General features: G+C 32.7%; 23 protein-coding genes and 3 pseudogenes. 2 read left to right on the top strand and 24 right to left on the bottom strand.

The annotated features are described in order from the left end of the window. Positions 1–2: 2 nt before the first annotated feature. The 8 genes from AWM74_RS09455 to AWM74_RS01635 form a co-directional block, all read right to left on the bottom strand. Positions 3–170, bottom strand: a complete 168-nt coding sequence (locus AWM74_RS09455) for a hypothetical protein (RefSeq protein ID WP_197558092.1) — start codon at positions 168–170, stop codon at positions 3–5. A gap of 105 nt (positions 171–275) precedes the next feature. Next, a complete protein-coding gene (locus AWM74_RS01605; RefSeq protein WP_026466355.1) occupies positions 276–857 on the bottom strand; it encodes a YdcF family protein in 582 nt (193 codons plus the stop codon). 84 nt (positions 858–941) lie between these two features. Further along, entirely contained in the window at positions 942–1463 is a 522-nt protein-coding gene (locus tag AWM74_RS01610; protein WP_148639029.1) for a Rossmann-fold NAD(P)-binding domain-containing protein, read from the bottom strand. A gap of 705 nt (positions 1464–2168) precedes the next feature. Then, on the bottom strand, positions 2169–2573 hold the full coding sequence (locus AWM74_RS01615; protein WP_034258262.1) for a hypothetical protein: 405 nt from the start codon (positions 2571–2573) through the stop codon (positions 2169–2171). 50 nt (positions 2574–2623) lie between these two features. Beyond that, a complete protein-coding gene (locus AWM74_RS01620; RefSeq protein ID WP_034258403.1) occupies positions 2624–2911 on the bottom strand; it encodes a hypothetical protein in 288 nt (95 codons plus the stop codon). 92 nt (positions 2912–3003) lie between these two features. Next, positions 3004–4014, bottom strand: a complete 1011-nt coding sequence (locus tag AWM74_RS01625; RefSeq protein WP_051218274.1) for a WxLIP family cell surface protein — start codon at positions 4012–4014, stop codon at positions 3004–3006. A 39-nt stretch (positions 4015–4053) separates the two neighbouring features. Next, positions 4054–4761: a WxL domain-containing protein gene (locus AWM74_RS01630; protein WP_051218276.1), complete on the bottom strand. Its 708-nt coding sequence runs from the start codon at positions 4759–4761 to the stop codon at positions 4054–4056. A 35-nt stretch (positions 4762–4796) separates the two neighbouring features. Continuing rightward, a complete protein-coding gene (locus AWM74_RS01635; protein ID WP_158320047.1) occupies positions 4797–5951 on the bottom strand; it encodes a WxL domain-containing protein in 1155 nt (384 codons plus the stop codon). 238 nt (positions 5952–6189) lie between these two features. On the opposite strand from AWM74_RS01635, the gene AWM74_RS01640 reads away from it, so the two are divergent. Then, the gene (locus tag AWM74_RS01640; protein ID WP_026466357.1) at positions 6190–8604 is read left to right on the top strand and encodes a pectate lyase-like adhesive domain-containing protein; all 2415 of its coding nucleotides are present in this window, start codon (positions 6190–6192) and stop codon (positions 8602–8604) included. A 158-nt stretch (positions 8605–8762) separates the two neighbouring features. Here AWM74_RS01640 and AWM74_RS09325 read toward each other — a convergent pair. The 3 genes and pseudogenes from AWM74_RS09325 to rbsC form a co-directional block, all read right to left on the bottom strand. Next, positions 8763–10288: pseudogene (locus tag AWM74_RS09325) on the bottom strand (IS1182 family transposase). A 161-nt stretch (positions 10289–10449) separates the two neighbouring features. Beyond that, positions 10450–11388 (bottom strand): substrate-binding domain-containing protein, encoded by a 939-nt coding sequence (locus AWM74_RS01655; protein ID WP_026466358.1) that lies wholly within the window; start codon positions 11386–11388, stop codon positions 10450–10452. Between the two features lie 14 nt (positions 11389–11402). Beyond that, positions 11403–11507: pseudogene (rbsC, locus tag AWM74_RS09375) on the bottom strand (ribose ABC transporter permease); the annotation flags it as partial. Positions 11508–11611: 104 nt separating this feature from the next. Between rbsC and AWM74_RS01660 the strand changes: the two are divergent. Further along, positions 11612–12615, top strand: a pseudogene (locus AWM74_RS01660) (IS30 family transposase). Positions 12616–12823: 208 nt separating this feature from the next. On the opposite strand, the gene AWM74_RS01665 reads toward AWM74_RS01660, so the two are convergent. The 13 genes from AWM74_RS01665 to AWM74_RS01725 form a co-directional block, all read right to left on the bottom strand. Further along, positions 12824–14227, bottom strand: a complete 1404-nt coding sequence (locus tag AWM74_RS01665) for a lipopolysaccharide biosynthesis protein (RefSeq protein ID WP_026466359.1) — start codon at positions 14225–14227, stop codon at positions 12824–12826. A 43-nt stretch (positions 14228–14270) separates the two neighbouring features. Then, positions 14271–15305 carry a polysaccharide pyruvyl transferase family protein gene (locus tag AWM74_RS01670; RefSeq protein WP_026466360.1) on the bottom strand — a complete coding sequence of 345 codons (1035 nt, stop codon included), beginning with the start codon at positions 15303–15305 and terminating at the stop codon, positions 14271–14273. Continuing rightward, positions 15298–16251 (bottom strand): glycosyltransferase, encoded by a 954-nt coding sequence (locus AWM74_RS01675; protein WP_051218285.1) that lies wholly within the window; start codon positions 16249–16251, stop codon positions 15298–15300. Before AWM74_RS01675 ends, AWM74_RS01670 begins: the two co-directional genes overlap by 8 nt. A 33-nt stretch (positions 16252–16284) precedes the next feature. After that, the gene (locus AWM74_RS01680) at positions 16285–17046 is read right to left on the bottom strand and encodes a glycosyltransferase family 2 protein (protein WP_026466361.1); all 762 of its coding nucleotides are present in this window, start codon (positions 17044–17046) and stop codon (positions 16285–16287) included. A 34-nt stretch (positions 17047–17080) separates the two neighbouring features. Then, positions 17081–18331 carry a hypothetical protein gene (locus AWM74_RS01685; RefSeq protein WP_026466362.1) on the bottom strand — a complete coding sequence of 417 codons (1251 nt, stop codon included), beginning with the start codon at positions 18329–18331 and terminating at the stop codon, positions 17081–17083. 137 nt (positions 18332–18468) lie between these two features. Further along, the gene (locus AWM74_RS01690) at positions 18469–19677 is read right to left on the bottom strand and encodes a glycosyltransferase (protein ID WP_051218287.1); all 1209 of its coding nucleotides are present in this window, start codon (positions 19675–19677) and stop codon (positions 18469–18471) included. 14 nt (positions 19678–19691) lie between these two features. Next, positions 19692–20555 (bottom strand): glycosyltransferase family 2 protein, encoded by an 864-nt coding sequence (locus AWM74_RS01695; RefSeq protein ID WP_051218290.1) that lies wholly within the window; start codon positions 20553–20555, stop codon positions 19692–19694. 3 nt (positions 20556–20558) lie between these two features. Further along, on the bottom strand, positions 20559–21683 hold the full coding sequence (wecB, locus tag AWM74_RS01700) for a non-hydrolyzing UDP-N-acetylglucosamine 2-epimerase (RefSeq protein WP_026466363.1): 1125 nt from the start codon (positions 21681–21683) through the stop codon (positions 20559–20561). Positions 21684–21685: 2 nt separating this feature from the next. After that, positions 21686–22795, bottom strand: coding sequence for a capsular polysaccharide biosynthesis protein CapF (locus AWM74_RS01705; protein WP_026466364.1), 1110 nt, complete (start codon positions 22793–22795; stop codon positions 21686–21688). Beyond that, a complete protein-coding gene (locus tag AWM74_RS01710) occupies positions 22796–23845 on the bottom strand; it encodes a polysaccharide biosynthesis protein (RefSeq protein ID WP_026466365.1) in 1050 nt (349 codons plus the stop codon). A gap of 95 nt (positions 23846–23940) precedes the next feature. Then, complete coding sequence (locus AWM74_RS01715) at positions 23941–25146, bottom strand: glycosyltransferase family 4 protein (RefSeq protein ID WP_026466366.1); 1206 nt, start codon at positions 25144–25146, stop codon at positions 23941–23943. After that, the gene (locus AWM74_RS01720) at positions 25147–26019 is read right to left on the bottom strand and encodes an NAD-dependent epimerase/dehydratase family protein (protein WP_026466367.1); all 873 of its coding nucleotides are present in this window, start codon (positions 26017–26019) and stop codon (positions 25147–25149) included. It abuts the gene before it with no gap. Continuing rightward, entirely contained in the window at positions 26016–26645 is a 630-nt protein-coding gene (locus AWM74_RS01725) for a sugar transferase (protein WP_026466368.1), read from the bottom strand. The genes AWM74_RS01720 and AWM74_RS01725 overlap by 4 nt, the downstream gene beginning before the upstream one ends. Between the last annotated feature and the right edge of the window lies 1 nt (position 26646).

Consider the following 26646-nt stretch of genomic DNA (forward strand, 5'->3'; position numbering starts at 1 on the left):
TTCTATTCAAACTCAGCCGACGTTTGTTTTTTTATCAACTGTTCTACTTCATCGTAATACACATTCACCACCTCTCTAATTTTGTCTCTTGAATGCCCCGTACTGGAAGAGATTGTTCGTTGAGAAATCCCTTGTAGATGCATTTCAAGAATCTTATGATAATTGATCATAAAAATAACCTCCTGTAACTTATTTGGGTTCTTTTACAAATAGTGTTGGTAAATAATTTCAAATATCAAAAAAGCCACCCTAGCCGGATGACTTTTACTGACTTACTATTCTTCATCTACCCAATGGTAAAGGAAGAACATGTAGCCCCAAAATTTCTTAATTTCCTTAAAGCCAGCTTGACGATTGGCTTGCCACCAAGTCACTTCCTCACCGGCAACATCATGATAGGTAGCGACGTATGTTAAGTCAAACCCGTAATGGCGATTTTGCCGTTCGTAAATCATTTTTGTCCGCAACATATGGTAGTCAGATGAAGTAATAATGGCTGAATCATAGCCCATTTCTTGCATCATCTTCAAGGTGTTTCGTGCGTTGGTATAGGTAGACGTAGCGTTCCCTTCGTTAATTAAAGCGTCACTTGGTGCGCCCGCCCCCACGTAAAAATCAAAGTTTGATTGGGTTAGTGGACTTACGATAATTTTCCCTGACCGTGAATAGCCAGCTTCAAGCAAATCAACTGCTTCACCGGCCCGCTCACTAGCACCTTCTGGTACAACAATAATATCCGATACTTTCGGTTCCTCATCAACAATGAGGTTACTGATGGTAATCACACATACTAACCCAACAGCGATACTCATGCCGACAAAAAAGCCCACAAGTCGAACAAGATTATTTCCTTTCATCTGCATTCCCCATTTTGATAAGCATTTTCCTTTTGTCTTATCTTACCACATGGAAAACACTAGCTGAAAAGAAAGGTCCCATTTTCAGAAATCAAAAATAATGGTATTATTATGGTTTGCTGCAAGTGAAGCAAAATCTCTTTGGATCATTTCAGCAAATTGGTCCTCAAATTTAAACATATCGATTGGCTGCTGATTTAGGTCAGCGTCCTCAATATATGCTTTTAGTCGTTTCTGTACTTGTTTCATTTCAAAATCAATTTCATCTGGATGTTCAGCACTCGCTACTGTATAGCAAAATTCATCAATTGGTAAGTCCTCACAGATGTCAATAATATTGAATAACCGTTCTTCATAATTTACAAGTTTTGGTATATCACAAATTTCTGTAATCACAGGCAATATCACAATCCGCGCTTGCTCTAAGATATCTTCAACAATCGCCGTATCCCCCCGTTGAATAAAAATATATTCCACACCGGGTAAGTTTGGTACTTCAATATCTTCATAAAGTGCAGCGATGACTTCATAGCCCGCCATAGAAAACTGTTCCGCCGCTTGTCGACCTATAACATTCGTTGCACCGATAATTGCTACTTTATTCATTTTCTTCACCAAAATTTCCTTATAAATGTAAACGCCACGCACCAACTGTTACTTATCTTCATATCAATAAAACGTGCATTCATGTTCTGTATTTCAAAAAATATTAAAAGACATCCCATAAAAATGTATACTGACTAAAAATACAAAATAACAATAACATAACCTTTGCGTTTTTTCTCTTCATAACCGTGAATGTAAATCGGTCTTTTGAAAAGGGTTTGTTCTTGCAAATATTAGTAAAATGAGTTCACATATCTTATTTAGAAATCCTCCTATGTTGAGAATATAAAGGGTACAAATTTGTTAGTAGTCCTATATTATATTGTACTTTTTAATCAATTTTTCTTGCAAAGAAAAACTTTGTATCCCCTTACATTATATACTTAGATAAGGCTAAAAAAGTAGGATTTTTCATATTCATCAAAGATTAGGTGTCAATTTGGGGTTAATATAATCTATACATAATTTATTCAATACAATTATATTTTCTTGGAAATCTTGTGATGTATAGTAATTTTGTTGTTTGGGAACTAAGTAGATAAAATTTTCTTTCACCAATTCAAAAGCATCCGAAAAATTTCTATTCATAATCGTGTTTCATCGATATCTAAACCATCAAAAACTTGTTGAATTAAACCATCATCTTTATTGTAGTAATATCCTTTATCGCCCACCTCATCCTTCATCACTGAAAGAATTGATACCTTATTTAGCAGCGGCTAAGACTAAGGCATGATAGTGAGAAGTAATCACCATTTGTGTTTGACCCAAAATAAGCACCGCATCTTGCATTAGTAAATAGCTTTTAACTGAATAATCGATTGAAATCATTTCAGGAATTCGCTCCTTCAAGAAACGACCTTGGCCAGTCCCACCTTTTACAATATTTAATGGTAGAAAGACAACTTCTAAATCATAACGATGTTGCATATCCTCTACAAAATCTTTAATCGCATCCAGTTCTGTTTCAATCATAGCCATTGGTTGATAGGCCTCCATCACAATATAGCGGTCTGATTCGACTACAAATGTTGGTGGCATGACTTGAATATCTGAATGGATGAAAAGCAAGTCATCAGGAATGAAGGTTACCTCATGAGACGTTGCCACCTTTTTGGAATCCCCATCTGGTCTGCCAAATAAATCTTTATCATTAACTTTTACTTTTCTGCTTTCTCAAATGAATGGTTAAAATCTAATGTATCATCTGGTAAAGGTAAATTAAATTTTTTTGTCAAACCATCCGAAATCCATAATGATTCTTCTCCATTTAAGTCGGAAATTTCTAGATCAATCATACTACCAATATGCCAAATTAACCCGATAATCGATTTGATTAATGGTGCTGACATGACATCGGCATCTTCCATGTTCACTTGATCTAAAGAATCTAAAAAGCGCTCCTGCGCTCTATCCAGCGTTTCAATAAATAATTGTGAGTAATCCATGTCATTCCATCCAATTTGATCACTTTCATTTATATAATCACCTTATTATAAGCAAAAAAGGCTGAGACCAAGCTCAACCTTATCTATCTTAACTATTTAGATTTTCTATTTCTGAACAATAGCACAATGATAACGATAATTAACACTGCAGTAACACCAATAAATAATTGTGGCGTTAGCCAAGAATCTTCTTCTAGTTCAACAGCATCATCAGATAACTGCCCTTCTTCTTCAGTAATCGTAAACTGCTCATCCCACTGCCATTCATTTTCATCGTCTGTAGCAGTCAATTTTAAACGATAGTCGCCTGGCTCTAAATATTGATTCTCCCAATCAATCACAAATTCCATTGTTGAGTTTGGCGCAAATTGTCTATCTTCAATAGAAGCCTTCTTGAATACTTCGTCGGGATTGTTCTCTTTAAATACTTTTGCCTCAATATTCACACCGTTCATTATGACAGGTTGATCGTTTTGTAATTCAGCAATTACTGCAGTGTGATAGTTTACCAATTCAGGACGAATCCCTTTCAAGTTCAAATTGGATTCAACAACCTGTTCATCCATTGTTGCTTGTAAGCCAATCACATAAGCATACTCATTCTGAATCTGAACGCCCTCCTGATCATTATCTTGAGAAGACTCTTTCTGGATTAAAATACCGCCTAATAAGAAGCCTTCTAACTTTTCATCAGGTATTGTCAATGTCATCTCAATAGTGGCAGTCTCATTCGCTGGAATGGTGACTGTCGGTTCTTTGATGGTGACAAATTCTGAGATTGGATATTTCAAACTGTCATCATAAGATTCTTGTTCCTCATAGACGATCAGGCCATTTTGATTAGTCCTAGAGGTTGTCGGTGTCACATTCACAGTAAGTTCTTCATTTTCATGATTAAAGATTTGAACTTCTAATCGATAACTGGAACCTTCTTCTACCAATAAGTCAAAATAAGTTGCACCATTATCCCTTTGATTTTCCGGTAAAACTGCTTGCACAGAATAACCTACTTGTTCACCTTCATTAGCCTCAACACTTGGTGATACAAAGAATACAGCAAGAGCGGTAACTACAAAAATTAAAAATTTACAAAACTTATTCAAAATATGTGCCTTTCTACTTAACAAGTTACTTTTTTGGTATTAAGGTTGAGTAGTTTGGTTAACCGGTTCAGAGTCTGTTTCTGTTGGTGTGTTATATAGCGTCCAGGTAATTGTTCCTGTATGTTGACCAACCGTCGCACTTGCAGCAGGTACATTTAAAACAACATTTTGGTTATTATCCCAAACTGTTAACCAAGTTCCACGGCCTTCAGTTAGCTCTGCTACTGTGACGTCTGATGACTCACCAGTAGTTAAAGTTATTTCTGAAGTAACTGCTGGAGCAGGTACAGAGTTCGTGTCAGAAGTCGTCACAACGTTCCCATTACTTAGACTAATTGTTGAACCTTCTAAACTAGTTTCGTCTTCTTGAGTAAATCCGTTTAAGGTAGCAACTAATCGCCACCCTGCACCAGTACCACGAACATCCGTTACCTGTGCAAATGGAGTACGATTATTAGTTGCAACATAAGATTCATTTTTGCTACTTAAGATCTGACTACCAAAGTCAAAATTTGATACATAGTCTAATGTCAATGGCCCAAATTCCCCGCTAACTTCCCCATCTGTGTTAGGGTTCTCAAGTGGCTCTCCATCTGGATTGTCTGGATTAACAATAGCAGGTGCTTCAGATGGATTTGTAAAGTCTACTGTAGCATTTGAAGTTAAAGCATCTACAGTCGGTGTATATAATCCTGCACCAATTAACCCTATTGATAACGCGGCCATAAATTTATTAATTTTTTTCATTTTTCTCCTCCATAATCAATTCACTTATCATTTTATCACTCTGAAACATTTGGTGTGTTCTGTATTGTCCAGGTGATAGTCGCTTCTTGTCTCCCAACTTGAGCTGATCCTTGTGGCACATTCAAATATACATCCCCATTTGAATTACCTTCTAGATCACTATCATACCATCGAGCTAACCAAGTACCTGATCCTGCTCCTGGTTCTGCATACATAATTGGTTTCGCATCCCCGGATGAGTGCAGTTCGATATCTTGGTACACAAATGGCTCCTCGGAAACGTCGATTGGCGAGCTGGTTATGCCATTTTCAAGTAGTAAAGTAGCACCCAACAAACTGTTACTATTTGAATCAACGTTCCTAAAATAACTCAATTGAGCCGTCACAATCCAGCCAGCATTCGAATTTGTACGATCAGAAACTTGAATAAATGGTTTCTTTCTATCCATTCTTACTTCAATATTTTCGTGTGCAACTTCTCTAGTAGGAAAACTAAATGAAGGCACATAATCTAAAGTCAAATCCCCAGTTTCCCCAGACGGTTCATCTTCCGGGTTGGTTATTTCTTCAGATGGATTTTCAGGATCTAATATGGGCGGTGAGCTATCAACAGGCGGTAAAAAAGCTACTGATACCTCAGTTTGATCACTATCAGTTGTGGATTGACCTGGTTCATCCGGATTTGACGGTTCATCATAGTCTTCCGGTAGATAACCAAAATCGAGCGTGGTCAAATTCCCACGAAAATCTAATAAATCCAAATTTACTATACCCTTATCAACCACCATTTTAAACTGGTAGGAATCGGCTGGTATACGCATATTTAATCCTTCGATATCAATAATAAATTTAAACTTATATAAACCTATTAAAGTGAGATTTAAGGATTGATCTAGATTGGCATAAACAAGATTATTTGTTGTATCAAATAGTAGCTGATCCCCTGCAATCGTGCCTCTAATTGGAATAAATCCTAGTAACGGCGCTGGTAAGGAATATTCTAAACGAATATTATTACGAATATCAGAATGATTTAAGATGCTAGATAATGATGAAGGCAGCTGCATTTGAGGTATCATTCGAGTACCCAAATCTAACTCAACACCTTTTCCTCCTTCTATCCAAACAGTTAAATCACCATCTTCGTATGAAGAATGGGTCGTTGCACCACCAATTAATCCAACATCCACAGCTTCAACTTCTTGAAGCAGCAAACTAAACCATAAAATTAAGCAAGTTAAAACAGAACAAAACAAATGAACTATATTTCGTTTCATATTTTTTTGTTTGTGCACTCGTTCACCCCCTCCCAATTGACCTTTAACGACAATTGTATTTTACATTTAATGACATATAATGTAAAATCATTTTAATAAAAATTAAATATTTTAATTTCTATGAGGCTTAAGGTTGGGGAGATAATTTAGAATGTTTAAAAAAATAAAAATATTATATATCATTTCGATATGCTTAATATTCTTTCAATTTCAAAATAATATTATGACAATTAAAGCGGATGAAAGCTTGTTAACATGGGAAAATATGTCTTCAAATTCTGATTCAAATACTACTAATGGAAAAATAAGCATAACGAATAAAAGTGAAGATTATTCATCTTCTACTATCACGCTTCCAAACGATGTGCAAGCTGATTTGACAGATTTACCGGATGGCATTACTTTTGATTCGAAACAAAATTCGTTCTTAATTGATTGGTCTAAAGTCCAATCTAAATCGTCGACAATGGAACTGACTATTCAGATTTTAGAGACAAGTAACTCCTCATATCTGGTTTCTATTCAGTCTACTCTAAACAACGGTGAGACTATTAATGACAAACTAATTATTGAATTGACAGATGATACTACTTATCCCGAAAATGAGAACACATCAATTGAATCTTCCAACAATCCAGATTCACTATCATTAATCCAGAATGTAACGCCCTCTTCAGATGGTAGTGGCCCTGAATCAACAGTTCATGAGAATGAAACAAGTCAGACTGACTCACAAATTGAAGAATCTTCTGAGTTAATTGAATCGGAATCAGAAGAAAATACTATCCAAACATTTGCAATAACCACCCGTGCATCATCAGTATCTGTGAATACCTGGTTACAATTTGAAGATGCCTTAGCAAATAGCAATATATCAACAATTAATATTAATAACGATATATCAGCTCCATCTTTAAATAGAAGTGGTTCTTTAAGTATTAATGGCGATAAAATAATAAATGCCCAGAACCATATATTAAATTTTTACGCTCGACGTTTTAATATCCAGAATTTTTCAGTTTATTTTAATGAAGCCAAAGTTCAGGTTAATCAAAATCATCTTTTGTTAAGTAATGAGAATGATAGCCTATTCTATTCTCCTGTTGGTGGTAAATTAACTATTAACAACGTCTCTTTCGATGGTACGCAGAACGGTCAGGTGGCACGCGTGCCTAATGGGGAAATTATAATTCAAGGAAAGAGTTATTTTGAATTTAAGGGTCCTTATGAAGTATTTGAAGCAAATGGTATAACCTTTGAAAGTAATTCAATATTTGAAGCCCACAACAACGAAGAACGCCTTTTAAATAGTAATTTAAGAGAACTAATAAACTTATATGGTGACGCGACTATAAATATTGAAGATGGTGCCCAAGTGATGTTTGCTTTAAAAGATAGAATGAACATTATTAATAATTTAGATAATGCTAGAACTACAATAAATATTGCTCCTAACGCAAAAGTAAGCGTTATTGCTGGGAATGTAGATACTAATGACGGACAGCCCTTAATTAATCTTCAAGGTGGTGGTTCATCGATCAATATTGCAGAAGGAGCAACATTAGATATCAGAAATAATCGAACCCAAAAACCAGGCGCATTAATTTCTATGAATGGATCAATAAACTTCAATTCATCTAGTAAAAAGATAGAATATTGGAATCAAGGTGCTTCAATTGATACTAATATTACTTCTGGACAAAACTATATTAAATTCCCTAGAGTATATGATGGTATAATGAGCCTTTCAGGTTCCATCATTAATAACATTTCTGTAAATTCATCCTCTTCTTTATCAAAATCTGATAATAGCGCATTAAATGAAATACAAATAAGTAATTTGTTACTTAAAAAGCCTACTAACGAAATAAAACGATTATTAATATCTTCTGCTGAATCTATTGAGCAACCAAACATTAATCGATTAACCGACACAGATGTGAAATTATCAGGAACAACTTACCCAGGTTTTCAAGTAAAAGCAACAGATGGGCAAGATGTTTGGACCACTATTGCCGATTCAACATCTGGAAAATTTGAATTAGATTTAGGTACATTTGCACCCTATAAAGTAGGTTCAAAAATAAATGTAATTGTTACAGATGGATATGGCGCACAAAGCGAACCTCTTGAAGTGACTGTTGCTGGAAATAGATTATCTTTTAATGCTCCAAGCACATTAGAATTTCAACAAGTTGCCGTCAAAGATGAACAAATGACTATACAAAGGACAAATCCTAATTGGCAAATTAAAGTGATAAATACAAAAGAATATAATCCGGAAGCTCCATGGAAATTGACAGCCCGAGCTTCTGAACCACTCAAAACTCAAGATGGTCATACTTTGCGAAATGCATTAGTTTTCAAAAAAGATACAAACACTTATAACATAGAAGCACAAACACAACTAATTTATCAACAAGATGAAAATGATCCACAAGAAAAAAATGTTTTCTGGACAGCTGATCAAGGTTTGCTATTAGAATTAAATCCAATAGCGCAAGATGTGGCATATTATAAACCTTATACTACGACAATAGAATGGACACTTACTGACGCACCTTAATAAAATAATACTTTAAAAAATTCCTTACCTCTTTTAAAGTATTAAGATTCTATGTCAAATAGAATTGATGAGTAGTGTCTGAGGCTGGGACAAAAAAGGCTTAGTTAACTAAATAAAGAGAGGAAAAAGATTTCACTTCGAAATCTTTTTCCTCTCTTTTAATTTATCAGTCTCTTTTGGACTTTTATGATGTTATTAGCCATTAATACTAGACCGATATCTGTTTTTACTTTATCTTTTCCTCTTAAATGAGTCCTTCGGAATCCTAAGTTTTGTTTAATCTGTCCGAAGACCGGCTCAATATCAATTTTTCTACATGCGAAAAGAGCTGAGCCATCTTCAGATAATAGCTTAGCTGATTCATTTTCTTTTAAATACTGATATTTTCTATTAAAAGAAAATGACTTTTGTGGTGCGGTTTCTCTATTGACTGGATAATACATTTCTTTTTCTAAGCGATATCCAGTTGTTGTTTTTGGATGATAAACATGATGGAAATGATACTGTGTACCATCAGGATGAATAAAGATTTGATTTTCCGCATCATAGTCCCAATTATTTAAATTCTTACTTGATTTCTGAAATTTCTTCGTCTGTTCCTTATCAAACATATTGTATTTGATGAAATAATCAATCCCTAGATTGTCCAACGTTTCTAAGTTTTCTTGGCTTCCATATCCAGCATCAGCTACGACGATTTTAGGTAAAGTAGGCATACTTTCAATAAATGGTAATAGTGTACGTGTATCCGTAGGATTTGGAAAAATATTATAGGCTATAACAAATTGATTTTCAGTTGCTATTTGAAGATTATAACCTGGTTTAAGTTGACCATTTAACATCGGATCTTCTTTCATTCGCATAAACGTTGCATCTGTATCTGTTTTTGAAAAACTATTTCTACCTTCAAATGTTCTATAATAATTTTCATACTTTATCTCACGCTGTAAAAAATCATCTTTGACTTTTCGTAAGTGTTTTTTCAATTTTCTTCGTTTCTGCTTTCTTGGATCTGCACCTTTTTTTGGCGTACTTTCAATTTCTTCATTTACCTCAGATACAGCTTCCTCAAGGAAGTCTTTTAGTATTTCAACATCATTTAAAGACATTGAATCAATTTCATCTTTGATAATCTCTTTTTCTACAGTAGGTAATATTTCGTTTCTATAATATTCCATTTCTTTAGCTTTTAATGATGCGTAAAATTTATCTGTTGCTCTTTTCCAAACAAAAAAATATTTATTTGCATCTGCTTCAATTTTTGTACCATCTATAAATACTACATTATCTGAGATTAGTTCTTGTTGAACTAAAAAGAGTTTAAATTCAACGAATAGGTTCTCAAAAATTGATGCACATAATTCACTAGAACGAAATCTATTAATCGTACGATAAGAAATTTAGGTATCGGCAACTAACCATTTCATTGGAATGTTCTCTTGCATCATTTTTTCAATAGTTCTTCCTGAAAACGTCTTTTCTATATATGCGAATAGTAATGCCTTTAAGAGGATTAATGGATGATAGGCCGGTCGGCCTTCGTGTTTATAAAATTGATCGAGGATATGTTCATCTAGCTGTTCAACAAAATTATTTACTTGGAAAACAATATGATTTGGTGCAAGATAATCGGATAACTCTAATGGTAGAAAAGCTTGATTCATGTGTTATATTGAGTATACATAAAATACCTTCTTTCTTTTTAGTTCTGTGGTTATTACTATTATAAATGAAGGTATTTTATTTTTGTATAATTTAAAGAGGAGATTGACCATTTTTCGTGGTCAATCTCCTCTTTTTTGGCTAGTTTTGTCCCAGCCTCTTTATTTTAAATTCATATATTTCTTAATCTTTAGTTACCAACTCCAATGGTGAATCAATTTTCTCAGGAATTTCTTGTCCTACATAGAAGTCATAGGCTGCTTGTAATGCTAAACGGCCCATTTCATCCGGTTGTTGCGCAATTGTAGCTGCTAAAGAACCATCTTCAACTGCTTTAATACCACCTTCAGTCCCATCAAAACTCACCACTGTAATTTGATTTGATAATCCAGCACCTTGGATCGCTTCAATTGCCCCTAATGCCATTTCATCATTTTGTGCAAATACTGCTTGAACGTCGCTATTACCTTGGAGCATATTTTCCATTACCGTTAACCCTTCAGCACGGTCAAAATTGGCAGTTTGACTATCTAATACGTTCAAACTGGTTTCCGCAACATTCATAAACCCTTCACCACGTTCATTCGTAGCTGAAGCGCCAGGGACACCTTCTAATTGAAGTGTACTTGCATTCTCGCCAACTTGATCTACAATGTATTGCGCTGCCATCTCACCACCCGCAACGTTATCAGAAGCCACTAAAGTCACAAACTCACCGGAGTCAGTAGCCCGGTCGACCATAATAACTGGAATACCTGCACTATTGGCAGCCTCAACAGCTGGCGTAATAGCCGCAGAATCTACTGGGTTGATTAACAACACATCAACACCCTGTTGGATTAAATCATCCACGTCATTGGATTGTTTAGCTGAATCATCTTGTGCATCTACAGAAATGACTTGCGTGCCATTTTCAGTTGCCAGTGTATTTACCCCTTCTTCTAGTGACACGAAAAATGGGTTGGACAATGTTGAAACTGACAGTCCCACAGTGATTTCAGCTGGCTCCATATTTTCAACCACTGCCTCATTTGTTCCACCAGGCGCTTCTAGAGAAAATGCTGGCGCACAACCCACGAGTAATAGTATTGGCAACAAGAATGTTAAGATTACTTTCTTCATTTTTGTCAATTCCTTTATTTAAGACGGTCAATTAATACAGCGATGATAATAACGATACCCTTCACAATTTGTTGGTAGAAAGTTGAAACTCCTAACAGATTTAGACCGTTGTTTAATGTCCGACGAATTTACAATTTAAGTGCAACACATAAAAATTTCAAAAAAAGATCCACAGTTTTCCTTTAAAATAGATGTACCACCAACTAAAGAAAGGAAGAAAACTATGAATCCATATTGTCATCTTACCATTAATGAACGCGAAATAATATTCCTATTGCATGAGCAAGGAAAGTCTTTAGGATGTATTTCTAAGCAACTAAATCGTGCAAAATCAATAATTTCAAGAGAACTAAAAGGGAATACTATTCAAGAAAAAGTTATTCTCCCTCAAAAGCACAAGAAAAGTATCAGCAAAGAAAGAGAAGAAAGTGTGGTTGTAAACGCATACTTCTAGATACAGAAATTCATTCTCGAGTAAAACGACTCTTTTTGGAAGAACAATGGTCTCCAGAGGAGATTAGTGCCCGAATGAGACTAGAAATAAATCAGCAAGCTCTTAGTTATAATACGATTTATCGTGCGATATATCGCGGAGATTTTGATGAACCGAATCTTTCTCACGGCAATAAAGGTGCAATTCGTAAGTTAAGACATCGAGGTAAAACACGACACTCAAAAAATTATCGAGAGCGCCGTGGAAAAATACCAATTTCGAATACGATTCATGAACGGCCATCTGCTGCCAATGAGCGCCTTGAGGTCGGTCATTGGGAAGCTGATACTGTAGCCGGTAAAACAGGTAGGGCTTGTATTGTAACTCTAGTTGATCGTAGATCTCGTTTTTCCCTACTTGGTAAGTTTGAAAAGAAAATCTCTAAAAATGTGATTGATTGTATGATTAATCTACTAAGAAATGTAGGAGAAGATAAATGTAAAACCGTTACACCCGATAGAGGAAAAGAATTCTCCCAACATAGTCGAATAACGCTAGGATTAAATGGCACTAAAGTGTATTTTCCAGATCCACATGCTCCATGGCAACGTGGTACAAACGAAAATACTAATGGTTTATTACGAGAATATTCACCCAAAGGTGAAGATATTTCAGGTATTTTTGATAGTCAAATTCAAGAATGGGCGAATAAATTAAACACGCGACAACGGAAATGTCTAAATTGGAAAACCCCTTATGAAGTATTTTTTAATGAATCGTTGCACTTAATTTGACAATTGAAGACTAAAAATAGTGCTGGCGGAAATTCCTAAGAATTTCCCACCAACACTATTTATCATAGAACCGAAATTTTCTCATAAGTCCGCTTTGACGAAAAGTCAGGATTTCATGGCCCATTTATCAAAATCTTTTATCATTTAACTTAATAACCATGGAATAAACAAATTTTAATGACTCTCACATCAGTTATGTATTTGATATCTATCTTTTAAAAATAGTTTTGGCTAAAGCCAATATAACCTGTCTATTGATAAGTAATATACATGATAAGAAGATAATGTTAATAAAAATTAGTAATAACCCATCCCATAAAAAAATAGATATCGATTGACCAACATATATCAAATTACTAATTATAAAATTACTGAGATTTAACTGTATTTTTACAAATTTTCTGGTATCAATGAATCTTATTACGAACATAAGAAGAAAACTTAATGCCATCCCAATTCCCGCTCCATTCACACCTAAAAATGGAATAAATATCATATTAAAGATGGCAGAAAGGAGTCCACCATAAATAGATGTAGAAAATACCCCTTTAGTATTTTTAGAAGCTGTATATATAGTGCCAATAAATCCAGATAAACTCTGATAAATCACAGCTAAAACCAATCCTGGAACAATTTGCCAACCTATGTAAAAGGATTCAGAAACAAGAAAGCTCATTAAAGGTTTTAAAATTAACAATATGCTCGACCCTACAGTCATTAAACCAACAAAATATAATGAATAGACCTTTGAATAAAACGAACTTGTATCTTTAGAATCTTGTCTGTATTCCTCGAATGAGGATATTTGCCACGCTTGAGAAAATATTGAGGTAAAAATAGATATTATCGAGGGAATTTTATTAGCAACAGCAAATAACCCATTACCGGCAGTTCCCACAAAGTATAGAATAAAATACCTAGTCGAACCATTTATTATCCACCAAATCACACTATTTGGGATTAACGGAATCGAATAGCTAAACATTTTAGATATATCTTTAACTCTAAAGGTAAATTTTCTAATATGTACTAATCCACCACATATCATAAATAAATATAATACTGAAATAAAATTTGCTATAATCAAACTAATGAAATAACCATCTAAACCATAATTTAAAACTACTAAGAATAGTATATTTAATGATACTGTAATTATAGTAACTAATATCCCATTAAAAGCAAAAGCTCTTATTTTCCCTATACCCCTTGCAAATTGAGCCAATATTCCACTATAAGAATTGAGTAATAGTAGAATTATAAAATACTTGTAATTATTTCCGAATAAGTTGAAGTAATTTACAATAGGTAATAATAATAGTGCAATAACTGTTATTACTATACTCACAATAATAATTAAATTAAATATATTTTGCTTTTTTTCTTTTGTATTACTCTCAATAACAAAGCGGATTACCGATTGACCAAACTCCAAAGTAATAATTGGGATTAATAAATTGATAGTTGTTGTGACCAAGTCAACATTACCATATTCTTCAAGAGAAAGTGCTTGTGTATATAGCGGTACCATTATTAAATTAATTAATTTGCTACCAAAATTCCCAATAATAAAAATTATTGAATTATTGAATAACTTCTTATATTTCTCCATAATTCACATCCAAAGCCTTTGTATTCTTACTACTTTCAAAAATTTATTCTTCTACTTTCACTAAGTCAATTAATGGAGTGAACTCATTTTTTAAATGGAAATTATCACTTTTTTTATTTATCACTTCATTTATTGTAATCTTAATATTTTCTAAATCATAATTCTCAATCAATTTAATACTTTGGCAATCTTGCAGCCAAGTATAATATGTTTGACTTATTTTGTGATTATTATTATCAAATACAATACATGGTGTGTTCGTTAGGTAAGCAAAAATCATCCCATGTAGTCTATCAGTCAGTACTAACTCATAATTAGAAATTTCTTTTAACTTAGAGAAAACTATTTCATCCCTATTATTAAGCTTAATAATCACTCCTTCACCAAGATGCGTATCACTATTATCTACCTTATCAAATGATTGATTTACTAATTCTACTACAGCAGTTTTTATTTTTGAATCTAAAGATGCTTCAAAATCTTGTCTAAATAAAGTAACAACTCCATTTCGATTACCTACGAATCCTTTTCTCTCCATCGAAAAAACTATATCCGGTACGAGATAAGTATCATTTTTTGGAAAGTATTCCTGCAATAACGTATACGTTTTCTTCTCTCTTGCAAGAATTTTAAAATTATAATTATTAGAATAGCACCTTTGACTTGAAGCTAGTTTACCATCTAATACGTATTCTGAAGAGAAATATGCAGATTGTGGAAATTGAATAATCATATTCTTTTTAAATGCCTTAATAACGCTATGCCTAACTTGGTCATGTGAGGGATAAAGATCTCCAAAATTTCCCCCTCCATGTAATGCAACTATTGAATTGGAGTCCATAGCTTGAATTACATTAGGGATCATTTTTTCCGATAACCTAGCAGGGATCTCAATATAATCAAAGTCTTTGAAGTTATTTTCAACAAATTCTTTTTGAGCTAGGGCGATACACTGGTCACCAATATTTCCATGTTCTGGAATATCAAACATTATAATCTTTTTTTTACTACTATTAAGTTGTTTTTGTATATTTCTTTCTAAAATATAATTATTTAACTTTTGAATGACTTTAATCATTACTTATTCCTTTCTTATTTAAATTACCTCTAGCTCTAATTTTTTTATTTATAGCTCTAAAAGGATTCACACCCAATTCAATCAATTTTAAATTTTCTCTAATTTTTAAATCTTTTGCTCCAAAGATAGAAGTTCCTATCCTTTTATATATTCTTTCAAAGTACTTCTTAAAGGCTAAATCTAATTTATTTTCAACTTCAAATTTATGTAATTCTTTTACTACAGTCATATATCCTAATAAATGTTTTTTTGACTGTTCCTTTGTTTGTAATGTCATAATTGAGCCTGTTCGATATCTGCGATGGAAGAATGGCGATCCTAAGTAACCAATTCTCTTAGCATAAAACATTGCAACTGGAGTAAAAAGTTCATCTTCATGAAGAATACCATAATAAAATGTTAGTTTATTATCTTTTATTAGCTCACTTTTATAAAAATATAACCAAACAGGAGAATGAATGCGGTCTAAAACAGAAACATATTCATCTCTTTTATAAACTTTTCCTGTTTGTAAATTGGGTTCGTCATAAACAGGTAATTCTTTAGAAGTATTCGAATAATCGTTATCATAAAAACTTATAGCATTAAATCTTACAATATCAGTATTATTTTTCTCAGCAAATTCAACCAGTTCCTGAATACTATTAGGAGTGATTTTATCATCGCTATCAAAAAAATAAGTATATTTACCTGTTATATTTTTAATACCTGTATTTCTAGCTCCGGATAATCCTTTATTAGACTGATTGATTATTTTATATCTTTGTAATGGATTATTTTGAATAAATCGTTCTAGAATTTCCTTTGAGTTATCTGTACTTCCATCATTTACAGCAATTAGTTCTATATTTTTATAAGTTTGCAAAAATATACTATCTAATGCTTCTTCTAAATAATTTTCTACATTATATACTGGCATAACTATTGAAACTAATGGATTATTCATTAACATATCTCCTCATATAACTTTATTTTAATACTACATCTCTTTTATAATGAGATAGGTATAATAAATATAACTTTTTATATATTTAAATATATTATAAACTGACATTAACTTCCAATTTTTTTTAAGAAATTGATATGTACCTTTACGACGTTTGTTTATATTTTTAGTAATTCTATCGTGATGATCTGTTTGGATGCTAACAGGTTTTGTACTAATGCAACTATAGGATGAAACAAGAGAAAGTCTCAAAAATAGATCAGTATCCTGTCCTGCCGCAAAATTAGAATCCCACTTACCTACCTGAACAAATTTACTCCTTTTCATAATTGTACACGAAGTATTTACTTGATGAATAGAATTCCTATACACATTGAAATTATTCTTCTCTAAAGTTGGAATAACAGTTTTGATTAATTCATTTTTTTTAAAGACAGCCATGGGTAATAGATATATATCGCTTCCATCTCCGGAGCTCAGAATATTTAATACATCTCTAACGGTAGCTTCCTCCACAATATCGTCATCATCAAAAAACCAAATATATTGACTATCGGTTAGCTCGGAACCTAGGTTACGAGCCCCTCCACCACCGGTTGATGTCATATTATAAAAATAGATTGCAATATTAGTTGTAAGGTTACGATTTAATTCGCGATTTTTATCGCAAGATCCATCATCCACCACCACAATATCCAAATCTTCACAAAAAGGTTCAAAACAAAGTAGAGCATTTTTTAAGAAGTCAGGTCTATTTTTTGTAGGAATAACGACACTTAATAAGTTGTTTTTCATACTATCTCCTATTTTCATCATTTCTATTCAATTATTAGGATTTCCCAAGATTATTAGATTTTTTCTTTATATAAAACTCAAAAATTAGGTTAATATATAGTAGAAGTGTAGTATTAATAACGGGATTAAATCCGAAAATAAAACCTTTAAAATTTAAAACAATTAATATTGTAATCAGAAATATTGAAGTTAACTTAATATCTTCTTTCCCAAGATAAGATGAGGCATTTTTACCTGAAATAAATAAGAAACTAATTATTAGGCTTATTGCAACTAAATAAATTAAGCCACCAAGCCATATATCGTTTATATATCCAATATCTGATAGAAAATTACTACTATTTCCAAACATTACTCTTATACCTTCTCCAAACAATAGGCCTGCTCCTTCTGGCAACTGATATTGATTAGCACTTGTTACATAAGCAAAATACCCGCTTTCAACATTACCATTTAAGAAACTTACAATTTCGTTGAGTCCAGTCACGATCCATTGTATTGTTGGATTATCGGATACGATAGCTATTTGGATATTATTACTAAATATAAAAATTAAAATAATTGTTAGTAATAGTGAACTCACAACTATTTTAGATAAACCTTTGGTCAATCCAAACAATACTATCATTAATAGTCCAATAACTAGTACTACAACACTAGTCCTCGCATTTATTAATGAAGAAAATATAATAAAAGGTAAAAATAAAAGATACTTGTATTCTTTATTCTTAATTTTTAACATCATTAAGAAAGCAATAATTGCTTGAAGTGCGGGTGTAGCAAATGTTAAAAAATTTGAAAATCCATACATTCTATAATCTGCTATCCTTAAATATACCTCAGTAGCTCCTTGATTAACTAATTGACGAACTAAAAACTGTTGTAAATTAGGGACCAGATAACTAGCGAATGCAATTAAGGATTGAACTATTGCAACATTCAATATCACATTTAGTATCTTCACATCACTTTGATTTCGATTAATCAATACTATCATAATTGAGACAGGTATTACCTCTAACAACATATATATATGTGGTGTTATCGAAGTTAATGGCACTCTATTTAAACGTATTACGAAAAATAAATATATTATCAAACTCATTATCATTGTTACTAACACAAAAATATCTCTAATTTGCAAAATTTCTAGAGTCTTCTTTAAATGTAAAAAAAGATATATCATAGCTACTATTGTTAAAGCATGCAATAGATTTACGCCAAAAATAATTGGTACATATATTAAAATAAAAGTTGCAATATTTACTACTACTTTCCTCATCATCTAATCCCTTCAAAAAAATATATATTATTTTAATATATAAAATAACTCTTTTTAAAAGTGTATTCTGTATACTTGCCCCTTATCTAATTTAGTGAACAAACATAATTAGATAGATTAAATAATCTTACTATTATCCTTTAAGCAATCACTTTTTTAAGCAACGCTGCTATCTTATTAGCTTGTATAGATGCATTCTTATTTTGAATAACGTATTCTCTAGCTTTCAAACCTATACTAGTTAACTCAAATTTATCTTTACCCAAAATGTCATCAATTTCCTTTGCAATATCATTGCTTTCATAACCATCAACCGAATACACATAGTTATAATATTCGGTTGGTATTCCCTCTATTTTAGTTGTTAGAGTAGGCGTGCCTGATACCATATATTCGAACATCTTGGAAGGGAATGAATATTTTGTATAAATATCTTCTGGATTTCTCAAATTTATCAGTAAAGTTGCCTTCTTTAATAAACTAAACACCTCAGGCTTTGGCAAAAATCCAAAATATTTAATTCGAGAATCTAGATTAGCCTTCTCAATTATATCCGGGGTCATATCTCCTGTACCTATCAACCATAATTGAACATTTTCAGTTTTAATATTATCAAATACTTCTATTATTTTTTCTATACCTACTTCTCTATTTAATGTTCCGGCATGTGCAATAATAAATTCTTTAGGTTTAGAAGTAATTGATAAATCAATTTGATCACTATTATACGCTCCTTCAACTATACAATTTGGTGCTCCCCTCTTATTGACTATTTTATTCATTGCTTTTGAAAATAGAATATAACCATCATATTTTTGCTGTAATAGATTCACTAACCTTAAATAAGGTTTGATTATTACTCTTTTGTAGATCTTCATTTTTAGAATCTTCTCTTGAGAATATGTAAATAATGGGAGGTCTGTGAATGTCACTACTTTTGGTATTCTTAGAAGGCCTCCTATTAACACTATAGCCATAGATACGGGTGGAAAATGATTACTTGAATATATAATTAACTCATCATCTTTTCTATGTTTAAATTTCCAAAAAAGTATTCTTATACAAGAAATTATAAAATAACTTAATTCTCTTAAAAATGGTAGATTAATATACGGAATATAGTAATAACTTAATTTTTTTGAATTCTTATTGATGATCAGCTTATCATTAGGAAAATACTCAGTTTGGAAAATAGTGTTAATATCAAGTTTTACATCATCTCGTAATTTTAATTCTTCACAAATTGCTTTTTCATACATTGTTTGTGCGATAACATACGGTTTTTGCTTTTTTTCCAACTCTACAAATACTTCATTCTCACTAATTTTCCCAAAATATAAAATATTCAACTTTTTAAACCTTTCTATTTACTACTAAATTTAAATAAGCAATATGGTAGTACATAGAATAATTTATATAATCCCTCATTATTCCTATCTACTCTGGAAAGTTTTTTAATTATTTTATAAACTATTTGGTTATTATACTCAGATAGTTTATATGCCATTATTACATTCCATGGCAAATTCTCTACTAATTTTTTATTATTTCTAATATCTCTCCATACTTCTGCTCTATTTGCCAATTGAACTTCTGATCTAAATCCTGCATTATTTCCACGAATTCTAAATTTAGACAATACTCCTTCGACATAACCTAGAGATGAATATTCTGCTAGTTGCCTAAAGAAAACCATATCTTGTCCATACCTTTTTCCCTCTGGAAATTTAATCTCATATTCTTCTAGAATATCTTTTCTAACAACTACTGTCGAAGTCTGTATCTTTAAAGAAATATAGCAGTCTCTGAGTACATTACCTTGATACTGAACAGTTTCTACAATTTTTTCGTTTCTAGAATTATCCCAAAACATCAGATAAGAATGTTGTGACCATGCCGATTTATTTGCTTCCATATAACTTATTTGCTTTTTCAGTTTTTCTGGATACCAAATATCATCTGAATCCAAAAATGCGATATATTTCCCCTTACTTTTTTGAATTCCCGTGTTTCTTGCTTTTGATGGTCCACCATTGTTTTGATTAATAAAGTGAACTTTTCTTCTATATTTAGATATTAGATTCGAGATGTCTTCCTTTGAACCGTCATTAATTACCAAAATCTCAACATTATTATATGTTTGTGTTAATACACTTTCTATCGCTGAAATTAACCAAGTTTTACCTGAATAGAATGGTATTACTACACTCACCTTTGGTTCCAACAATTACTATTTCCCCCATACAATTCTATTAATATAATCCGTATAGCTTAATATAATTCTCAAAACTTTATCTGATACATTAGGCATGCTATAATCCGCAACCAATCGTAAAGTCTCTTCAGTTTGAGAATCAAGAATTGTTAAACCTTGTAAAATTCTTTCTTTCTCTAAGCCTACCATCATAACAGCTCCCTCTTCCATTGCTTCAGGACGTTCGTGAGCTTCACGTAAGTTTAAGGCTTTAAATTTAAGAATAGATGATTCTTCACTAATAGTACCACTATCACTTAATACAGCTTTAGAATTTAATTGAAGATTATTGTAGTCTGTAAAGCCCATCGGTTTCATTAAATGAACTAATTCATTAAATTTAACACCTTTTTCCTCAATCATGTTACGTGTTCTTGGATGTGTACTTACAACAATCGGTAATTTATAGGTATCTGCAATTTCATTTAAAGTATCTACTAAATTCAGGAAGTTACGTTCTGAATTGATATTTTCATCTCTATGAGCGGATACAACAAAATATTGACCTTTTTCTAGTCCTAATTTTTTATATCCATCTGCAGCTTTGATATCTTCTAACTTACTATTCAATACTTCAAACATAGGGCTACCAGTTTTCACAATTTGATCAGCAGGTAATCCTTCAGCTAAAAGGTACTCACGAGCAATATCAGAATATGTTAAATTAATATCTGCTGTATGGTCCACAATTTTACGATTCGTTTCTTCAGGTACACGTTGATCAAAGCAACGATTTCCTGCTTCCATATGGAAAATAGGAATATGACGACGTTTCGCAGCTATTGCACATAGACAACTATTTGTGTCTCCCAATACTAAGAAAGCTTCTGGCGCTTCTTCAACTAGGATAGGATCAATATTAGCTAATATTTGACCTACAGTTTCCATAGGTGTATTCCCGGCTGCGTTTAAGAAATAATCTGGTTTTCTAAGTCCAAAATCTTCAAAGAATACTTCATTTAATTCATAGTCATAATTTTGACCCGTATGAACCAAAATATGTTCTACTGCTTCAGAATCTTCTAATTTTTGAATTACCGCTGCTAATCGAATAATTTCAGGACGCGTACCTACAACAGTCATCACTTTTAATTTTTTCAAAATTATACCTCCTCGTAATAAGTATCTGGATTTTTCGGTTCAAAAACCTCATTTGCCCACATAACTGTAACCATATCTTCTTCACCTGTATTCACAATTGAATGTGTATATCCTGTTGGAATATCCACAACTTCTAATTTTTTTCCTGACACAGTGTACTCAATTACTTCTTCTTCTCCATATTTTCGGAAGCGAATCATGCCACTACCTTGAACAACCAAGAATTTTTCATTCTTTGAATGATGCCAATGTTGCCCTTTTGTAATACCAGGGTGCGCAACATTAATGGATACTTGACCCCGTTCAGGTGATTTTAAAAACTCTGTGAAAGAGCCTCGATCGTCGGACTTCATATCTAATTCATACGAAAAATGATTCTCTGGTAAAAAACTTAAATATGTTGCATATAATTTTTTACTTAACCCGTCTTCTTGATTTGGCACATACAAGTCTTCTCTACTAACTTTAAAGCTCTTAATTAAATCAGCAACATGTCCAACTGTAGTTTGATATGTTAATGGTACATAATTAAACTGACCATCTTTATGTGCTTTATCTTCCAATGCTAATTTAAGCTCTGAAACTACATCATCAATGTAAGTCAATTCAATAGGTGCTTCAGGATTATTTACCTGAATTTCTTCATTTCTAGCAATACGGTGGCAAAACGTTGCAACAACAGTGTTGTAATTTGGGCGACTCCATTTACCGAAAAGATTTGCAAAACGGTACACATATACTTTAGCACCCGTTTCTTTCGCATATTGAAACATTAAGTCTTCTCCAGCCTTTTTACTGTTTCCATATGGATTATCTAAAGCAGCCTGAATTGATGAACTAATCATGATTGATGCTTTGTTATTATGTTTTTTCAATAATTCAAGCAATTCAGATGTAAAGCCAAAGTTACCTTCCATAAATTCATTCTCATTTTCAGGGCGGTTAACGCCTGCTAAATGGTAGATAAAATCTACTTCAGCTGTCCATCGTTCAAGATCCTCTCGCGACGAATCTCGGTCATATTCAAATACTTCACCAATTTTATTAACTTTTAAATCTGCAACTAAATTTCGTCCCACGAAACCTTTTGCACCAGTAACTAGAATTTTCATCTATTTAGCAGCCTCCCACTTAGCTAATTCTTCTTGCACTAATGGAACTGTTAATAATTTTTCAGCTACTGCTTCAACTGGTAACAGTTCCGTATTGCTCGAATTGAATTCTGTTAAGGTATTTCTTTCTTCGTTGCCATCAACATAGAATTTATCGTAATTTAAATCACGTTTATCTGAAGGTACACGATAGAAATCCCCCATATCAATCGCACGATCACACTCTTCATTTGTTAATAATGTTTCATACAATTTCTCACCGTGACGGATACCAATTACTTTATCTTTTGTTTCAGGAGCAAAAATATTTCTTACAGCATCTCTCAAATCACCAATCGTTGAAGCAGGTGCTTTTTGGACCATAATATCTCCAGACTGAGCATTTTCAAATGCATACACGACAAGTTCTACTGCTTCTTCAAGTGTCATGATGAAACGTGTCATAGTCGGATCTGTTACCGTCAGTTCTGAGCCTGATTTGATTTGATTAATAAATAATGGCACTACTGAACCACGTGAAGCCAGCACATTACCGTAGCGAGTAACTGCAATCATTGTTTGCTCTGGGTCAACAGTACGCGCCTTTGCCACAGCGACTTTTTCCATCATTGCTTTTGAGGTACCCATTGCATTGATAGGATAAGCTGCTTTATCAGTAGATAGACAAATTACTTTCTGAACTTTTGCTTCAATTGCTGCTTGTAAAACGTTTTCCGTTCCATATACATTTGTCTTAACAGCCTCCATTGGGAAGAATTCACATGAAGGTACTTGTTTTAAAGCTGCTGCATGGAAAATATAGTCTACACCATGCATTGCATTACGCACACTATTAATATCTCGAACATCTCCGATGTAGAATTTAATCTTTTCACTATTAACTGGGTCTTTTTGTTGGTATTTATGACGCATATTGTCTTGTTTCAATTCGTCGCGAGAAAAAATACGGATTTCTTTTAAGTCAGAATCTAAGTATTTATCTAAAACTGCATTTCCGAAAGAACCTGTGCCACCTGTGATTAATAATGTTTTTCCTGCAAAATTTTCCATAATTAATATTCTCCTCTTTTCTTACTATTCTCTACATTTAATGCTATTAATAAAGATAACATAATTTTAAAAACTACTGTTACATTATTTATCTTTTAAAAAAATGTCTCCAGGTCATCAATAAGTTTCTTTTTATTAAAGAAAAGTTCTGAATACTCAATTGAATTTAAAGACATTTCGTCTAGGTCTGCTGGGTTCATTTGATGAAATGTCTTAATATTTTCAACCAATGCATTAATATCTCCAGTATTGCTAAAGAGCCCTGCTTTAGAGTCAGTAATAATATTTTGAACTTCTCCATTAGCAGATACCAAAAGTGGTTTACCACATGCCATTACCGATTGAACCTTTGCTGGAATAGTCTGATCAAAAATTTCATTGCTAGACAGTGTTATTAATGCGACGTCGTACTTAGCCAGATAGTATGGTATTTTATCCGCTGGTTGTCTTTCTATAAATTCAAAATAATCACTCACATCTGAATTCTTTATCTGTAATTGCAACTCTTCTTTTGCCCGTCCATCACCAATGATGATAAACTTTACTAGTATATCAAGCTCTTTTAGTTTTTCAGCTGCTTTGGGCAATACTTCCAGTCCTTGTGCATATCCAACATTTCCTGCAAAAACAAACGAACGTACATTAGGTATTTGAACATCTACCTCAATATTATCTTTAGACTGAACTTCATATATTTCTTCAGCATATTGGGGCCAAAATATTACTTTATTTGCATCGATACCTCTTAATTCAATAGATTGTTTAAAACTTTCTGATGAAGTTAGGATAGTATTTGTGCTTTTATAGATGTAATTCACCATCTTATCTAATGCTTTAATGATAAATTTATTTGAAATCCCTGTAATAGCGACTACATTTTCAGGCCATAAGTCCATTACGTACAAGGTATGCTTAACTTTTTTATCTTTAGCAAACCAAATAGCAGGTAAAGCTTGAGTCATTGGACTAACTTCATAAGTAAATACTGCATCAACGTCTTGAGGTAATTTAGTTTGGCGTAATTTACTCGAAATCACAAATGACATGTTGTTCATTACCAATTTAAAGCTTGATTTTCCTCTTGCTACTATAGGCATTCTATAAATATCTATACCGTTCCATGTTTCAAAACGATTATTTTTCCAGTCATACCCTTCAAAGAATTCTCCCTGAGGGTAATTAGGAATTCCAGTTACTACAGAAACTTTATATCCTCGTATAATTAATTCTTTTGCTATGTCATTTATTCTAAATTGTTCAGGATAGAAGTATTGAGAATAAATTAATATATGTTTTCCCAATTAGATAGCACCCTCTCCTTCTGTTAACTTAATTGACTCTTCAAAGTTTTTAATTCGATAATTACCATGATTATACTGACTCATACTTTTATCATAAAGTTGATTTCCAAAAACTTTATTGAATAAGGAAATTTTGTTACGCAATCCAGCAACAATTGGGTTACCAATCTTTGTAAAAATAATTTTATGATTGTGCGCTTTTGCAACTTCTCGAACTAACTCACTTGTTACCACATATTCTGCATTTTGAGGATGGAATACGCCTTCACCTTGATTATCTATGAGCAATCTTAAAAACTCGTTTAGATTGTCAATATATAACATACTTCGTTGATTTTTAAAATCTGGAAATATTGGTGTTTTTCGTGCTAGTTTTGACAATAAAGGATAATTTCCCTTAGATCCTTTCCCATAAATCATTGGTGGACGAACAATAGCTACTTTATATTTTTCATCGGACAATGGTTGAATGCCTAATTCCCCCTGTAATTTACTATCACCATAGAAATTAGCTGGTTTAGGTAAGGTATCTTTTGTTATCATGCCATTTATCGTTTTACTCCCACCATACACAATCATCGAGGAAAGATGAATGAATTGTTTCACTTCATCACTCTTAGCTTTAGATGCCAAATCAATTGTTAAATCTTTATTTGCCTGGTAGTAAAGCTCCTCTAAAGATTTATCGGATGAATTGTGCGCAATTCCTGCTACATTTAATACCACATCGTAAATACCCCAATTTTGATTTTTCCAATCATCATTTCTAACGGATATCTTGGTTATTTGATATTCATCTGGCCATTGGCTAACCCATTCTTCAAATTTATTGCCAATATATGAATTCTGACCAGTAATTAAAATTTTCTTCATACTTGATCATCCTTCATATCTTGCTTAGCTTTCTCAATGACACCTGTGCCACCTTCAACAACACCATCACTTCTCAAAACACTTGAAATGGTACCGAAGAAACATTTTAAATCAAAGAAGAAAGAAATATTTTGAACATAATCACCATCAAGCTTTGCTTTAATTGGGATTTCAAGCTCATCACGACCATTGATTTGTGCCCATCCAGTTAATCCTGGTCGAACATCATTCGCACCATATTTATCACGTTCCTCGATTAAGTCATATTGATTCCATAAGGCGGGTCTAGGTCCAATTATGGCCATTTCACCTTTTACAATATTGATTAGTTGTGGCAGCTCATCCAAACTGGTTTTTCGCAAAAATTTACCAGATTTTGTAATGAATGCTTCTGGGTCATTTAATAAATGTGTGGGCATATCCGATGGCGTATCAGTTCTCATTGATCTAAACTTGTAGATTTCGAATAATTCTTTATTCTTACCTATTCTTTTTTGTCGGAAAAAGACTGGACCTTTAGAATTTATTTTTATCCATATTGCAATCAATAAGAAAAGAGGGCTCAATATTATTAAAGCTATTAAAGATATTAAAAAATCTAGTGGTCTTTTTAAATATTTATACATA

This window comes from Aerococcus urinaeequi, assembly GCF_001543205.1.
Taxonomy (GTDB): domain Bacteria; phylum Bacillota; class Bacilli; order Lactobacillales; family Aerococcaceae; genus Aerococcus; species Aerococcus urinaeequi.

What these genes read in the sequence shown, in the direction of transcription:
- AWM74_RS01675 (WP_051218285.1), bottom strand. Translation starts at nt 16,251, where the DNA reads ATGAATAATCCATTAGTTTCAATAGTTATGCCAGTATATAATGTAGAA.
- AWM74_RS01725 (WP_026466368.1), bottom strand. Translation starts at nt 26,645, where the DNA reads ATGTATAAATATTTAAAAAGACCACTAGATTTTTTAATATCTTTAATA.
- AWM74_RS01655 (WP_026466358.1), bottom strand. Translation starts at nt 11,388, where the DNA reads ATGAAGAAAGTAATCTTAACATTCTTGTTGCCAATACTATTACTCGTG.
- AWM74_RS01670 (WP_026466360.1), bottom strand. Translation starts at nt 15,305, where the DNA reads ATGATTAAAGTCATTCAAAAGTTAAATAATTATATTTTAGAAAGAAAT.
- AWM74_RS01640 (WP_026466357.1), top strand. Translation starts at nt 6,190, where the DNA reads ATGTTTAAAAAAATAAAAATATTATATATCATTTCGATATGCTTAATA.
- AWM74_RS09455 (WP_197558092.1), bottom strand. Translation starts at nt 170, where the DNA reads ATGATCAATTATCATAAGATTCTTGAAATGCATCTACAAGGGATTTCT.
- AWM74_RS01680 (WP_026466361.1), bottom strand. Translation starts at nt 17,046, where the DNA reads ATGAAAAACAACTTATTAAGTGTCGTTATTCCTACAAAAAATAGACCT.
- AWM74_RS01705 (WP_026466364.1), bottom strand. Translation starts at nt 22,795, where the DNA reads ATGAAAATTCTAGTTACTGGTGCAAAAGGTTTCGTGGGACGAAATTTA.
- AWM74_RS01720 (WP_026466367.1), bottom strand. Translation starts at nt 26,019, where the DNA reads ATGAAGAAAATTTTAATTACTGGTCAGAATTCATATATTGGCAATAAA.
- AWM74_RS01710 (WP_026466365.1), bottom strand. Translation starts at nt 23,845, where the DNA reads ATGGAAAATTTTGCAGGAAAAACATTATTAATCACAGGTGGCACAGGT.
- AWM74_RS01665 (WP_026466359.1), bottom strand. Translation starts at nt 14,227, where the DNA reads ATGGAGAAATATAAGAAGTTATTCAATAATTCAATAATTTTTATTATT.
- AWM74_RS01610 (WP_148639029.1), bottom strand. Translation starts at nt 1,463, where the DNA reads ATGAATAAAGTAGCAATTATCGGTGCAACGAATGTTATAGGTCGACAA.
- AWM74_RS01620 (WP_034258403.1), bottom strand. Translation starts at nt 2,911, where the DNA reads ATGGATTACTCACAATTATTTATTGAAACGCTGGATAGAGCGCAGGAG.
- AWM74_RS01605 (WP_026466355.1), bottom strand. Translation starts at nt 857, where the DNA reads ATGAAAGGAAATAATCTTGTTCGACTTGTGGGCTTTTTTGTCGGCATG.
- AWM74_RS01630 (WP_051218276.1), bottom strand. Translation starts at nt 4,761, where the DNA reads ATGAAAAAAATTAATAAATTTATGGCCGCGTTATCAATAGGGTTAATT.
- AWM74_RS01685 (WP_026466362.1), bottom strand. Translation starts at nt 18,331, where the DNA reads ATGATGAGGAAAGTAGTAGTAAATATTGCAACTTTTATTTTAATATAT.